Raw genomic sequence first — 13,494 nt, 5'->3', positions numbered from 1 at the left:
GCCTAATCTGCTATTGTTATCATTTATAAGAGCCCATCCGGGAGCAGGGTAATGTAAGGATGACCGGCGCGGCGCAGGTAAGCGGGTTTTCCGGATGGAGTCTAAATAGTAAGTCGTCTGGGCGAAGTTGGCTATCACTCCCTGGCGTTGTCCGCGCAGGGGGATTTTTGGCGATCGGCCCATGCATGACAGGGGGAATGATAGTAGAATAGCGCCCCCGCTGAGATTTGGATCAGGCCAGATTATGAAGTTTCTCGTCAAATTATTTCCCGAAATCACAATTAAAAGTAAACCGGTGCGTAAGGATCTGGTCAAGCAGTTACGCATAAATATTCGTCGCGTATTGCGTCAAATTGACGAAAACGTGGTGGTTGAAGGATCTTGGGACAAAATTGAAGTCTTGCTGCCGGACGCCGACGAGCGCACCAGTAAACGGGCGATTGAAGCCCTGCAAAGGGTGTCCGGAATCACCAACTTCCTGGTGGTGCATGAATATCCCCTGGCGGACTTCCACACTATTTACCTGAACGCGAAGGCGTTGTACGAAGAGCAACTGGAAGGCAAACGCTTCCAGGTGCGGGTCAAGCGCGCCGGCAAGCATGATTTCACCTCCATGGATCTGGAGCGTTACGTCGGCGGAGGACTGCGCCAGCACACCAAGGCGGCGGGGGTGGACCTGTCGAATCCGGAAGTCATTATTTCCATCGAAGTGCGCGACGATAAATATTACTTGGTGGAGAAACGCTACGAAGGCCTGGGCGGGTATCCCGTCGGCGGTCTGGAGCCGGTCGTGTCCCTGATGTCCGGCGGCTACGATTCCGGCGTCGCGAGCTACCTGACCATGAAGCGGGGCATGCGCACGCACTTTTGCTTCTTCAATCTGGGCGGAACCGCTCACGAAGTGGGAGTGAAGCAGGCGGCGCTGTATTTGTGGGAGAAGTACGGCGGCGGCCAGCGGGTCAAATTCATCACTGTTCCCTTTGAAGGCGTGGTGGCGGAAATTCTGGACAAGATCTATCACTCCAACATGGGCGTAGTACTGAAGCGCATGATGTTGCGGGCGGCGACCCAGGTCGCGCGTGATCTGTCCGCCACGGCGCTGGTTACCGGCGAATGTGTGGCGCAGGTGTCCAGTCAGACTCTGACCAACCTGAATGTGATTGATTCCGCCACTGACATGCTGGTGCTGCGTCCGCTGATCGTTACCGATAAACAGGACATTATCCGCATGGCCAGCCAGATTGGCGTGGAAGAGTTCGCCCGCAACATGCCGGAATACTGTGGCGTCATCTCCGACCGCCCCACCACCAAAGCGCGGGATTATCGCATTGAGAACGATGAGAAGCGCTTCGATATGCAAGTGCTGGAACAGGCGCTGGCCAACCGCCGGGCGATCAACATCGACGAGATCATGCAGTCGGAACTGACCGTGGATGAAGTGGAAGTGGTGTCGACGCCTTCGCTGGACGACGTGATTATCGACATTCGTCACCCCAACGAGCAGGAAAAGGCGCCGTTGATGCTGACCAACAACAGAATTCTGCAGGTGCCTTTCTACGAGCTGGAAATCCGCATGGCGGAGCTGGACGGAGAAACCCGTTACCTGCTGTTCTGCGACAAAGGCGTTATGAGTCAGTTGCACGCCAGTCATCTCAACGGAAACGGGCGCAAAGTGCTGGTGTATCGACCACTTTAACCGTATTCGTTCTCGCGGAAGCGCTGTTGGATTTCTTCAATTTGTTTGCGGCAATCCATCAGCGCCACCACACACCCCCTGTCTAATTTGTTTCCCGCCAGACGCTTGAGTTCGGCGAAGGCTTTGTCATTGTCCCAGGCTGGCTTGTAGGGACGGGCGCTGGTAAGCGCGTCGAAGACGTCGGCGACGCTGACAATTCGGGATTCAATGGGAATATCTTCGCCGCGCAAATGCTCGGGATAGCCTCCACCATCCAGAGTCTCATGGTGATACAGCACGATATTGCGCAGCATGTTCACATGACTGACGCCATTGAGGCCGTAGTTATTAATCAAGGCGTCCACTAATTCATGTCCGTACATCGGATGGCGACGCATTTCATCCAGTTCTTCTTCCTCCAGCCGACCTGGTTTGAGCAAAATGCTGTCGGGCACTTTTATTTTGCCGAGATCATGCAAGGGCGCGAACAGGCAAATGTGCTCCACATACTCGTCGGAGAAGCCGTGTTTCGGCGCCAGACGCGCGGCGATCAGTCTGGAGTAGCGCGCCATGCGTTCAAGATGGCCGCCGGTTTCGGGGTCGCGGGAGTGGGTCAGCAGCATGGCTGATTTGACCGTGGCGATCAGCGTGCGGATATTGCTGCGCTCGTTGTACACGATCAGAGTGATCATGTGTCCGATCATATCCATATCCACCAGCGCCCGGCCCTGAAAACAGTCCTTTTCCGCGCCGTTGAAAAACACGAAGCCGAGAAAGCGCTCGTTGTAGCGCATGGGAAAGGTGTAAGAAGCGTGAAACCCGGCTTTCAGCAGGGCTTCCGTGTGCTGGGTTGGACTCTCTCCACCGCCCAGTTCATCGCCGATGTCATTGATGACGCGGATGAACCTGTTGTCTTTCATATGTTGCAGGGAGGAGACTTCGTGCAGCGCCGTCTGATAGTGCTCCAGCAGGGGATGGCTGGAGCCGGCGGAGGCGAAGGTTTTGAGCTGATCCTGCAAGGCGTCGTAAATGGCGATGGCGATGCGGCAGATATAAGGGTAGGTCTGCTGGAGATTTTCCAGCAGATATTCCAGTTTTTGCTGTACGCTGCCCTGATGGTTGAGGATATCCAGAGAATCCGGCTGATACTCGCTGGCCACAAACATTCTCCCGGTTTGTCGATGCAACTTCCATTAAAGCTCCGCAGGAGCGCGGATACTTAAAGTGTAGTCGAGATCAGGAGCTGGCTCTGGAATTATGTCTGGCCGCTTAGTTGTACTGATAAGGCTCGAAGGCGTCCGCCTGCATGCTGTAGCCGCTCTCCGCCAGCTCGCTGCTTACTGTCTCCACGCTGATCGCCCCGGATACCCAGAACGCGTCGTAGAGGTAGTCCAACGGTAACGGTTTCTTTTTGGCTTTGACGTAAACGATCTGGTTAGAGGGCGGCGGCGGTACGTGGATGCATGCGCCCATGTACGGCACCAACAGGAACTCGGTCACCCCGCTTTCGTCGCCTTCCAAAGGCACTGCAAAGCCCGCTATGCGAACTTTCTGTTTGTTCAGCTCCGGGACGATTGGCGCGCTGGCCTGGGGCGGCGGCTCCATGGCGATCTGGCCATGCTCCACGGTTCCGCTAACAGTTTTTTGCTGCGCGGACTTGGGGATCAGGTCCTGCCATTGTACGGTCTTGAAATCCTCCGCGAGTACGCCGCTGGAAAGCAGGGAGGAGAATGCGAGCGCGATCAGCGTCGAGAGCAATCTGTTCATAAATATCCTATGGAATCAGTAGTTTCGTCAAAACGTGGAAAGGCGATCCAGACCGCTGACAGCCGTTCCCAACCCTGGCCAGGCGCAACACCACGCAACAGCAAGTGCAACATACTGTATGGCTGCGCGAACCCAAGATTAACTTTTTTGAATTTAATTCGCCCTATAACAATTTCGTTTCGTTATGTTATAACATAAAAAACCAAGCGGAAGAATCACTCTCTAAGTTCAGGAGCATTAAATTTATGAGTTATAGAAATCGCCTGTGGGTCGGTATGATGGTGTTAGCGGCCAGCCAGTTCGCGCACGCCGAAGAATTTGAGCAGCATGGGGCGCATGTGCATGGCGCGGCGACGATGAAGCTGGCGCTGGAAGAGGGAAATCTGGTCGTTGAGCTGGAAAGCCCCGCGATGAACCTAGTGGGTTTTGAACATGCTCCCGCTACTGAGGCGGAACGTCAGCAGGTGGAGAAGGCGGCGGTCTTGCTCAATAAGGGTGAAGAACTGTTTGGCCTGACCCCGGCCGCAGGTTGTAAGCTGCTGTCGGCGGAAGTGGACGGCGATGTTTTCGAATACGACGAAGACGGCGGCAAGCACGAGGAAGCGGCTCATGATGAGCATGAACACGGTGATGACGAAGATGATCATGACCATCATGAGCACGGCCACTCCGATATCGACGCCTCTTACATCTTCGAGTGCGGCGACGCGGGCAAGCTTACCGCAGTGGACGTTTTGTTGTTCAAGTATTTCCCTGGCCTGAAAGATCTGGACGTACAGGTGATCGGGCCGAAGGGGCAGACTGCCATAGAACTGAGCCCGGAAAAACATCAGATTAATTTGTAAGTAGTGAGAATGGCGTCATGCAGAATGTGAGCGAACCCGCCATCGCGCCTGAGCGAGACGCGACGGTTAAACCTGCGCCGGCCCGCGCCCTTGTGCAGCTGGAAGGTCTGAAGTTTCGTTGGCCAGGGAGCGATGATGATGTGTTGGATATTCCCGAGCTGCAGGTGCGGGAGGGGGAACGCATCTTTCTGCGCGGCGCCAGCGGCAGCGGCAAAACGACGCTGCTGAGCCTGCTTGGAGGCGTGATCCAGCCCAGGGAGGGAAGCATCAGGGTGATGGATACCGAACTGAGCGCGCTTGGCGCTTCAGGCCGGGACGGTTTCAGGGCGGACAACATCGGCTTCATTTTTCAGATGTTTAATCTGATTCCTTACCTGTCACTGGTGGATAACGTGACATTGTCCTGCCGCTTCTCCAAGGCGCGGCGGCAAAGAGTGAGCGCCCGCGGCGCGAGTCTGACGCAGGAAGCGGAGCGCCTGCTTTCTCATTTGCGTCTGGATGTGGCCAAACTCGGGCGCAGGCCGGTGACTGACCTGAGTGTGGGGCAGCAACAACGGGTCGCCGTGGCGCGGGCCCTTATCGGCTCGCCAGGGCTGATTATCGCCGATGAGCCTACCTCCGCCCTGGATACGGACGCCCGTGTGGCGTTTATCGAGCTGCTGTTTCAGGAAGTGGCCGCCAGTGGATCGACGCTGGTGTTCGTCAGCCATGATCCTGCTTTGCAGGACCTGTTTGATCGCACTGTCAGCCTGGCGGAAATCAATCGCGCTTATCAGCCACCGGAATCTTGACCTGCAGGAGCCGCTTTTCGATGTCTATTTACAGTTTGACGTTACGCAGCCTGTTGAATCGCAAGACCACGGCGCTGCTGACTATTTTCTCCATCGCCGTCAGCGTTATGCTGCTGTTGGGCGTGGACAACATTCGTCGGGAAGCCAAAGCCGGCTTCGCCAACACCATATCCGGCGCCGATCTGATTGTGGGCGCTCGCAGCGGTTCCGTGCAGCTCTTGCTGTACTCGGTTTTCCGCATCGGCAACGCCACTAACAATATTTCCTGGCATAGCTACCAGGAAGTGGCCGGCATGAAACGGGTGAAATGGACCATCCCGTTATCGTTAGGCGACTCACATCGCGGCTTTCGCGTGCTGGGCACCAATACGGATTACTTTGAGCACTTCCGCTACGGGGCCAAACGTGAGCTGGCGTTTAGCGACGGCGGCCGTTTTGAGGATGTATACGACGCCGTATTAGGCGCGGAAGTGGCGGAGAAACTGGGTTATAAACTTGGTCAGTCCGTTGTGATTTCTCACGGCGCCGGCGAAGTGAGTTTCGCCAATCATGATGATAAGCCTTTCAAAGTCGTCGGCATTTTGAAGAAGACCGGCACTCCGGTGGATCGCACCGTGCACGTCTCCCTGGAAGGCATTGAAGCTATCCATTTGGGATGGGACAGCGGCGCGCCCAGTGGTTCGATTAGCGCGGAGCAGGCGCGGCATGCGGATTTACAACCCAAGCTGATAACCGCCTTTCTGGTTGGACTGGACTCCAAACTCGCCACCTTCACTCTGCAACGTGCGATCAATAATTATCGCGGAGAGCCGTTGCTGGCTATCCTGCCCGGCGTAGCGCTGCAGGAGCTGTGGAGCATGATGGGCGTGGCGGAGGTCGCCTTGCTCGCCGTGTCGGCATTTGTCGTCGCGACTGGCTTGATCGGCATGTTGACGGTAATCTGGTCAGGGTTGAACGAACGCCGCCGGGAAATGGCTATCCTGCGTTCCGTTGGCGCCAAGCCGCGTCATATTTTCGTTCTACTGATGATCGAAGCCGGTTTGATGGCGGTTTGCGGCGTGCTGGTCGGCGTCGCAATGCTGTTTCTGACGCTGTTCGCCGCTCAGCCGGCGCTGGAGAGTTACTTCGGTCTGTTTATCGGCGTGGACCCGCTGACCGTGGATAACCTGGCCGTCCTGGGCGGCATCATCCTGGCGGGCGTATTAATCGGAGCAGCGCCGGCCTATCGGGCTTATCGCTATTCTCTGGCGGACGGAATGACAATTAGAACATGAGACAATCCTGGGCTAAGGCGCGAACATTCATGTGGGCTCTTATCAGCACTCTTCTGCTTATCTGCTTTTCCGGCGTAGCGTTCTTCTGGTTATATCAGGACCGGATGATCTTTTTCCCGCAGGCGGTGGACGCAGGCAATCGCAGCAGGTTGAAGTCCATAGAGTTTAAGTTTGAGCATGATGGCGTGACCTTGTCCGGTTGGTTTCAACGGGGAGAGATTTCCGCACGCAAGCCGTTGCTGCTGTACTTTGGCGGCAATGGCGAAGAGGTGTCCTGGAACGCCTGGGAAATGGAAAAGTTACCGGTGGAGTCCTTTCTGCTGATGAACTACCGGGGCTACGGCGACAGCGAGGGCTCTCCGGGAGAAGAGGCGTTGGTGGGCGACGCCGTCTCCTTATATGACCATCTCACGCGCAAGCTGAAAATCGACCCCCAACATATCGTTCTGCTGGGACGTAGTTTGGGTTCCGGCGTGGCGGTGCAGCTGGCGGATCGCCGTCCGGTGCGGGCGGTGGTGTTGACCACGCCATTTGACAGTCTGGCTGCCGTTGGCAAGCAACATTACCCCTGGTTGCCGGTCGGTCTGCTGGTGCGTCATCCTTTTAATTCATTGGCTCATGCGGCGACGATCAAAGCGCCTGCGCTGGCTTTGCTGGCGGGGAGGGACCGGGTTGTGCCGATGGAGCACGGGCAGCGGCTGATGGCGGCCTGGGGCGGTCCGCAACGGACAGTCACGCTGGATAGAGCGGATCACAACGACATCAGCATGTATCCCGAATACTGGCGCGCGATCAGTCAGTTTATTGAGAGTCTTTAAATCGTCAGGAACTGTTCTCATGAATAGTTCCTATTCCTTGGCGTAACCATCATCGCCGCTGCGGTGACAGGCTTTGATCAGCTCTCAGCGCCCACCAGACCTTCTTTCGATGTATCCGACTCCCGGCGCGGGGCGCAGGAGCGATAATCCACCACTCTGTTGCGGCCCTGCTGTTTCGCCGTGTACAGCGCGTAGTCCGCGCGTTCGAACAGTTTGTTGGGGCAGTCGAATTCATCGTGATTCATACTCGCCACACCAACGCTGATGGATAGCTTGTAGCCAGACTCGGTTTCTTCCGCCACTTTGACTCTGAGGCGATTGGCCAGGCTCATGGCGGCTTCGTGGTCGGTATTGGGCAGGATGACAGCGAACTCTTCGCCGCCGTAACGGCAGGGACAGTTCGGCTTACGTACGCCTTTCGCCAGTATGCGGGCGACCTCCTTCAACGCATGGTCGCCGACGTTGTGGCCGTAAGTGTCGTTGAACTGCTTGAAGCAGTCGATATCGATGACCAGCAGAGTCAGCGGCTGTTTGCTTTGTTGAGCGCGATGAAATTCCGTTGCGAACTTGTCATCGAAATGGCGGCGGTTGAACAGGCCGGTCAGGGCGTCCGTGTAGGTTTTACGCTGCAGTTCGTTGACCCGGCTACTCAGCGCCAGAGACAGCAACACCATTTCCGTCAGTGAGCCGATCTGAAAGCCGTTCTGGGTCAGCACGTTATGGGGCAGCAGGCCAAAGGTTTTCAGCATGTAGGCCAGCACGCCGATCAACAGCGCCGTCCAGGCGGTCATGTAATAGCGCGCAGGGCGCGATCCCGCCATTAACGCCAGTACGCCCATCAACAGTAATTGGGCGGCGATGACGAAGGTCAGCAGGGATATCGGCACGATCATCGTGTGGTAGGTAAAGAACGGCGTACAGGCCAGGCTGATCAGCATCAGCCACTCCAACACTCTGGCGGCGAAGTCGGTTCGGGGCGCAATTTGCTGCGTCACCAGAATCGAGCGGGCGAACTGTAACGCTCCCAGCAAGGAAAGAATCAGCAGGATCAACAGGCTGTGATTGGCGAACCAGGGAAAATTCGGCCACAAAAACTGGAACGTCAGTCCGTTATGCACCGCCATATACAGGCCATAACTGGTGACGTACAGCAGATAGTGAGCGAAAGTGCGGTCGCGAACCGCGATAAACATGAAAAAATTATAGATAACGAGGACCAGGAAGCCGCCGTAGTAAGCGCCGTAGGCGAGTTGCTCCTTGCCGATATGTTCCAGCAGAGCATCTGGCGCATACAGGGACAGGCCGATGTTCATGGAGCCGTCGCTGCTGAAGCGCATGTAGTAGGTGTAGGACGCATTGGCTGGCAGCTTCAGAGGAAATAAGTAGTCGCGGTGCTCGACGTCTCTGGAGTAGAAAGAGAGGCGGTCGCCTGTGGCGTGGCGTTTCCAGGAACCGTCAGCCAGTGGCTCCCAAAGCGTCAGGTGATCGATCAGAGGATAGTCCTGGCGTAACGTGACCGCTAACTCTTCCGCAGTGGTGTTATGCAGCGTGAATTTGACCCACCAGGCGGATTCTGAAAAGCCGAAATTAGGGGATTGGCCTCCCGTGGATTTAAAGCGGTCGGCGAATTCAGGGGAGCTGACTTCTTCAAAGCGCAGGGATTGCGATGGGTCCTCCAGCAACGCCAGATGCGGCGTCAGCCCTGCCATGTCGAGGCCTTTGTCCACGTTGAACGGAGGCACGCCATCGGCCGCCTCCAAACTTCGGGCAAAAAGCAACACAAACACTAAGCAAGCTAGCGTATAGCTATGGCGAGGCATTTGGCCATCTCCAAAAAGTTGACTAACTTATGTTCCTTTGGAAGAAATAGCTTCCATGCCCTCTCCTAGCGTACGCCGGAGGAAAGGCGCAATAGTCGGTTAGTATTACCAATAAAGGCCGCATTGTCGACTTAACAGCAGGCTGTTGCAAGCCCCCTTTGTAGGCCTCTTTTCTTCACCGTCAGACGCTGCAAGCGCCGCTCGGCGCTCAGTTTGCCGAGGCTGTCGCGCATCCGGGAGGCCTGAATTCCAGAGGCGTTTCCGGCGCATCACGATGCACTTTCAGATACTCGATAATCGCCATGCGCTGCTTCTCCGTGAGCATGGGGCCGATGACGCCTTTGGGCAGCGGATTCGCCTCCGAGTCCCGCAGGAACGCGCGCCAATCCGTCACGGAGGCGGAGAACGCGTGACCGCTGTTGCTGTTGCCGGGCAAACGGGTGTCGAACCAAAAGCCGTTGGCGTCTGCGCCCTGTGGCGGCTGTGAAACGAAGCCGACGCGTTGGGGATCGAAATCTCTGTAGCCCACCTGAAAACGGCTTTCCCGCTGCTCGGGCGGCGATAACAGCTGATAGAGATTTGGCACCGAGCCGTTGTGCAGGAAGGGCGGCGTCGCCCAGACTCCCGCCAGAGGGCGTGGCTTATAACCTGCGACTTCCTGCGGCAGGTCAAGCGTGCCGAAGCCTTCCAGGCATTGGCGCTGCGCATAGTCGATATTGTTGTCGGCGTAGTAACGGTTTTTCACCAGGACGCCAATGAGATTTAGCGCCAAACCTTCCGACAGTCTGTGGATGTCCTGCTTCGCCAGCAGGTTGTCGATGTCTTTGGTTCCCTGTTGGGTGAGTCTTAACAATTTCCCGTTAAGGCAGAGCAAGTCGCAGCTTTCCACGTAATGGGGACGATAGGACGTTTTCGAGGAAGCGCTATCTTCTTGTGTGGACAGACTGTTAAGCGCTGCGGCAATAGCGGAGAAATCGCCAATCGGCGCGACGACGGGAACGACGTCGTTGGCGGGGTAAGCCGCCAGCAGCTCCGGCAGGTCGCCAAGAGGCAACTCCCGCTCCTGGCGCAGTGCGATGATCTGTCTCAGTCCGGCGCGCACCTCACGGATCAGGCGTTGCGTAAACAAAGGGCGTAAAGCGTCGTCGATATCCTGATTGCTCAATCCGGTCGCTGACAGGTCATAGTGCTTGTCGATAAAGGCCTGGGCGGCGCTGGGATCGGTGCCGACCACACTGAGCGGCGCTACGGAAATCATCCATTCCGACCAGGGAGCGGGTTTCAGGGGCGCATTGATCTCCAGATCGGCGACATTGGCTTCATGAGGACCATGACAACCCTGGCAATAGCGTCGGAACAATCCTTCGCCCTGGGCGGCGAGGTCTTGATCCACGGGACCGAATACTTCTTCCGGCCAGGTGGGCGCCTTGAGCGTTTGCAATGCGCTTTCGATACGGGCGAGATCTTCGATACGCACGGCGCTGTGGAAGCGCTCGCCGGGAGGGACGGGGGAGCCGTCGGCGTTGACCAGATCAATGCGCGCGCCGACGCCAAGCGCCTCGCCAATATTGCGCGCCAGAGGCTGCGCCACCGAGCCGTTATACTGCACCCAGTTGAATTTCCAGATATCCCACAGGTAGGGATAGCTGACTGGCGCTGCGCCGACTTGATAGTTGGACGCGCTCAGGTGGTCGCCGAACAGTGTATTGCCGATGCGGCCCAGGGCGTCGGTGCGGCCGTAGCCTTCATTCACCGGGTAGAGTTTACGCAGAGGGTTGTTCTGGCCTGCGCCGACAAACCCGCCGACACTGCTCCACAAGGCGGAGCGCAGCTCATCTTTGCCTTCCGGGTAGCGATCGCTCAGCACTTTCTGCGCAAAGCGGTCGAATTTCCAGGGATTGACGGCGGTATAAAACAGAGAGGCCACCAAAGTCGGCGCAAACGCGCCGCGCTCCATGCTGGTGAGCGCGTGCATGGCGGGACCGCCATCGACGCGCACGGCATAACGGACGCCATCGCGTTGATAGTGCAGTTCGCCGCTATGGCAGGCGGCGCAGGAGACATCCAGTACTTCCTCGCCGATTGCTGGATCAAGGTGTTTGCTGAAGCCCAACGGAAGTTGATCAGGGTTGGCCGCGCTGGGAACAGGGTCGACGACAAAGCGGAAAAGTCGCATGCGTTCCGGGTCCGCCAGACGTTGTTCGCTGAATGGCTCCTCCAAGTGTATGAACCAGTTATAGCGCACCGCCCCAGCGGATGCGCCCTGGGGCATGGAAACCCCCTGCGGAGTGTAATAGTAAAGTTCCCGCAAGGACGCGTTGTCCCCATCCCAGCCCTGATCCAGATACACATATTTATCGACAGGCTCCGCTGCCGGCAGGCTGTTATTGGGATACAGCACAAACCAGGCGAACCCGGCGCATGCGGCGACGACCAATACGATAACGGCGAGCGTTAGCCATTTGATCAGTCGCAGCGGCGCGCTGCGTTTTTGCTGGACAAACTTCATACTTCCCTTGGAGGTCATATCCTTTCCTTTCGCACCTATTTCGTTCTTATTGCGTTGTTATAGAGATTTCAGATATTCGAGCAGCGCCTGCTTTTCGTCAGCGCTCAGATCCACGCCAAATACGTGCCCTGCATTGCTGTTTCCGGGCAGACGCGTGTCGAACAGCGTCGCGCCGGGAACCTGTTGTGTGCTGGCGCCAACCTTAACGGGATCGAACTCACGATCGCCGACATAGAATGTTTGCGGGCGTTGTTCCGGCGGCGACAGCAGTGATTGCAGGTTGGGAACGGAGCCGTTATGCAGATAGGGAGCGGACGACCAGACGCCATCCAGCGGGCGCCCTTTGTAATAGCGTGGGATCGCCGTCGCGCTGGGTTTGCCGCTGGGATGTGAGGCTTCCGCGACATCCAGAGTGGCGGCGATGGGATGACGCACGATGGCCCCGATGGCGGCGTGAATGACCAGCTTGATGCTGGGCTCCGTCGCTCCGAGCGCCGCGCCGCCGAATACCATCAGCTTTCGTCCCTGATAAGGTCCGCTTTGTGCGCTGGCGAGCAGGAAATTCATGGCCATTTTCGGGTCGGTGCCGACTTCATCAAGCGGCGTCAGAGCGACATTGATCTTCGCGTCAGGCGCGTTGTGGTCCGTCAGCGTATGGCAGGAGAGACAGCGTTCCGCGTATAGACTGCGCCCTTGCTCTACTCGCTGCGTATCCAACTTGCCAAGAATCGATTCCGGCCACTTCGGCGCCAGCAGGGCTTCATTGCGCTTTTGAATATCGCCCAGATTGCCGAAATTGACGCTGCTGGGATAACCGGGCAGTTCGCTGTGGCCATCTACAGTCGCTGCGCCATATACCGCTAACGCGGTAGTCACGTTTTGCGCCAATGGTCCTGGAGCGGCGTTGCTGGCGGAGCCGTTCCATTGCACCAGATCCATGCGTGGAGTGCCCCAGAGTACGGGAAAGCTTACTGGCGCATCGGGCGAGCGGCGGTTTTCCGGTTGATGAGTGATTTCAGAGGTGACCACGTTAAAGATCTGCCCGAATGCATCCAGCCTTCCGCGACCGTAGGGGACCTCGGTGCTGTTCATGGCGAAACGCTCTGAGAAATAGTCCAGGCGCTGCTGTAGGGCTGCTTTCAGTTGTGCTTCTGATTCGGCTGATAACGCTTTTGCGAAGCGGGAGAATTTCTCGGGTTGCGCCAGCGTCGCTTGTATGCTGTCGCGAATAGCGAATTCCAGGCCGCTGTAGTTGATCAGCGCTGAGCCGCCGTCAATACGGATGCTTTTTCCCTGATAACGCACTTCCGCCGTATGGCAGGCGGCGCATCCCAATCCCGCCCAGGCGACTCCGTTGGCGTCCACATCTTTGGCGAAGCCTACAGGCAGTGCGTCAGGGTTGTGTTCGGACGCCGGCGCGCTCAGGAATCCCAGTTCATCCATATGCGCAGCGGCCAGGAACGGCGCTGCGTTATCCGCCTGTTCCAGATGTAGAAGCCAGTCATAGGGAACGATGCGCGAACCGAAAGAGGCGAACTGAGCCTGGTCCCGGGTGGCGTTGGACCAGCCTTGTTGCAAATGAACCACCTCTGGCCTACCTGTATTAGGCGCATCTGGCGTTGTGTCCGTGGCCTCCTCAGTCTGCCGGCAGGCGGCGACGCTGAGTAGCAACGCCGGCGCGCATACCGCCAGAACCAAGCGCCGCGCACGCAGAGTGGGAGAACTGGAGAGTGGCGATTTGGCGTCGCCGCGTAATAAGGAATGTCTGGGCAAGGCGCGCAGTAAACCGCGGCCGAATGAACAGCAAAGCATTGTGTACAGTCCTGGATGTCCCTGAAAAGCGGATTGGTATCTTTAGTTGTTATCGCCGCCAGTTAGCTAACGAGGTACTGATCGGCCGCACGCAAAATGAATGTCCTTCGCGCACGCATTAACTATAGTTCATGTTTCTGTGAAACCGTGAGAGTTTATTGCTTATTTTTCAGAGAGTTGTTC

At 57.0% G+C, this 13,494-nt stretch carries 10 protein-coding genes; 5 read left to right on the top strand and 5 right to left on the bottom strand.

Annotation, left to right across the window (positions count from 1 at the left end):
* The first annotated feature begins 244 nt into the window (after window positions 1-244).
* Window positions 245-1,696, top strand: a complete 1,452-nt coding sequence (gene thiI, locus KP814_RS22165) for a tRNA uracil 4-sulfurtransferase ThiI (RefSeq protein WP_216738824.1) — start codon at window positions 245-247, stop codon at window positions 1,694-1,696.
* On the opposite strand, the gene KP814_RS22160 is transcribed toward thiI, so the two are convergent.
* Together KP814_RS22160 and KP814_RS22155 are read right to left on the bottom strand one after the other, a co-directional pair.
* Window positions 1,693-2,841 carry an HD-GYP domain-containing protein gene (locus KP814_RS22160; RefSeq protein WP_253938554.1) on the bottom strand — a complete coding sequence of 383 codons (1,149 nt, stop codon included), beginning with the start codon at window positions 2,839-2,841 and terminating at the stop codon, window positions 1,693-1,695. The two genes, thiI and KP814_RS22160, sit on opposite strands and share 4 nt — an antisense overlap.
* Before the next feature lie 103 nt (window positions 2,842-2,944).
* The gene (locus KP814_RS22155; protein WP_216738822.1) at window positions 2,945-3,442 is read right to left on the bottom strand and encodes a DUF3299 domain-containing protein; all 498 of its coding nucleotides are present in this window, start codon (window positions 3,440-3,442) and stop codon (window positions 2,945-2,947) included.
* A 245-nt stretch (window positions 3,443-3,687) separates the two neighbouring features.
* Between KP814_RS22155 and KP814_RS22150 the strand changes: the two genes are divergently transcribed.
* From KP814_RS22150 to KP814_RS22135, 4 genes are read left to right on the top strand one after another with little or no spacing between them, the layout of a single operon-like run.
* Window positions 3,688-4,287: a DUF2796 domain-containing protein gene (locus KP814_RS22150; RefSeq protein ID WP_216738821.1), complete on the top strand. Its 600-nt coding sequence runs from the start codon at window positions 3,688-3,690 to the stop codon at window positions 4,285-4,287.
* Between the two features lie 17 nt (window positions 4,288-4,304).
* Window positions 4,305-5,078, top strand: coding sequence for an ABC transporter ATP-binding protein (locus tag KP814_RS22145; protein ID WP_216738820.1), 774 nt, complete (start codon window positions 4,305-4,307; stop codon window positions 5,076-5,078).
* A gap of 20 nt (window positions 5,079-5,098) precedes the next feature.
* Window positions 5,099-6,352, top strand: a complete 1,254-nt coding sequence (locus KP814_RS22140) for an FtsX-like permease family protein (protein ID WP_216738819.1) — start codon at window positions 5,099-5,101, stop codon at window positions 6,350-6,352.
* Window positions 6,353-6,381: 29 nt separating this feature from the next.
* Window positions 6,382-7,170 carry an alpha/beta hydrolase gene (locus KP814_RS22135; protein ID WP_216738818.1) on the top strand — a complete coding sequence of 263 codons (789 nt, stop codon included), beginning with the start codon at window positions 6,382-6,384 and terminating at the stop codon, window positions 7,168-7,170.
* A gap of 77 nt (window positions 7,171-7,247) precedes the next feature.
* Here the strand turns inward: KP814_RS22135 and KP814_RS22130 are convergent, their stop codons facing one another.
* From KP814_RS22130 to KP814_RS22120, 3 genes are all read right to left on the bottom strand, one after another.
* Window positions 7,248-8,912: a diguanylate cyclase gene (locus KP814_RS22130; RefSeq protein ID WP_371824077.1), complete on the bottom strand. Its 1,665-nt coding sequence runs from the start codon at window positions 8,910-8,912 to the stop codon at window positions 7,248-7,250.
* Window positions 8,913-9,198: 286 nt separating this feature from the next.
* Window positions 9,199-11,517, bottom strand: a complete 2,319-nt coding sequence (locus tag KP814_RS22125) for a cytochrome c (protein WP_216738816.1) — start codon at window positions 11,515-11,517, stop codon at window positions 9,199-9,201.
* Between the two features lie 39 nt (window positions 11,518-11,556).
* Window positions 11,557-13,311 (bottom strand): di-heme-cytochrome C peroxidase, encoded by a 1,755-nt coding sequence (locus tag KP814_RS22120; RefSeq protein ID WP_216738815.1) that lies wholly within the window; start codon window positions 13,309-13,311, stop codon window positions 11,557-11,559.
* Between the last annotated feature and the right edge of the window lie 183 nt (window positions 13,312-13,494).

The sequence above is a fragment of the Hahella sp. HN01 genome (assembly GCF_018986435.1).
GTDB lineage: Bacteria > Pseudomonadota > Gammaproteobacteria > Pseudomonadales > Oleiphilaceae > Hahella.
The sequence above is the reverse complement of the archived record's forward strand: the minus strand, read 5'-3'. Positions and strand labels throughout refer to the sequence as shown.

Bases quoted from the DNA above. Each gene is read 5' to 3' on its own strand.
- thiI (WP_216738824.1), top strand. From the start codon at position 245: ATGAAGTTTCTCGTCAAATTATTTCCCGAAATCACAATTAAAAGTAAA.
- KP814_RS22160 (WP_253938554.1), bottom strand. From the start codon at position 2,841: ATGTTTGTGGCCAGCGAGTATCAGCCGGATTCTCTGGATATCCTCAAC.
- KP814_RS22155 (WP_216738822.1), bottom strand. From the start codon at position 3,442: ATGAACAGATTGCTCTCGACGCTGATCGCGCTCGCATTCTCCTCCCTG.
- KP814_RS22150 (WP_216738821.1), top strand. From the start codon at position 3,688: ATGAGTTATAGAAATCGCCTGTGGGTCGGTATGATGGTGTTAGCGGCC.
- KP814_RS22145 (WP_216738820.1), top strand. From the start codon at position 4,305: ATGCAGAATGTGAGCGAACCCGCCATCGCGCCTGAGCGAGACGCGACG.
- KP814_RS22140 (WP_216738819.1), top strand. From the start codon at position 5,099: ATGTCTATTTACAGTTTGACGTTACGCAGCCTGTTGAATCGCAAGACC.
- KP814_RS22135 (WP_216738818.1), top strand. From the start codon at position 6,382: ATGTGGGCTCTTATCAGCACTCTTCTGCTTATCTGCTTTTCCGGCGTA.
- KP814_RS22125 (WP_216738816.1), bottom strand. From the start codon at position 11,517: ATGACCTCCAAGGGAAGTATGAAGTTTGTCCAGCAAAAACGCAGCGCG.
- KP814_RS22120 (WP_216738815.1), bottom strand. From the start codon at position 13,311: ATGCTTTGCTGTTCATTCGGCCGCGGTTTACTGCGCGCCTTGCCCAGA.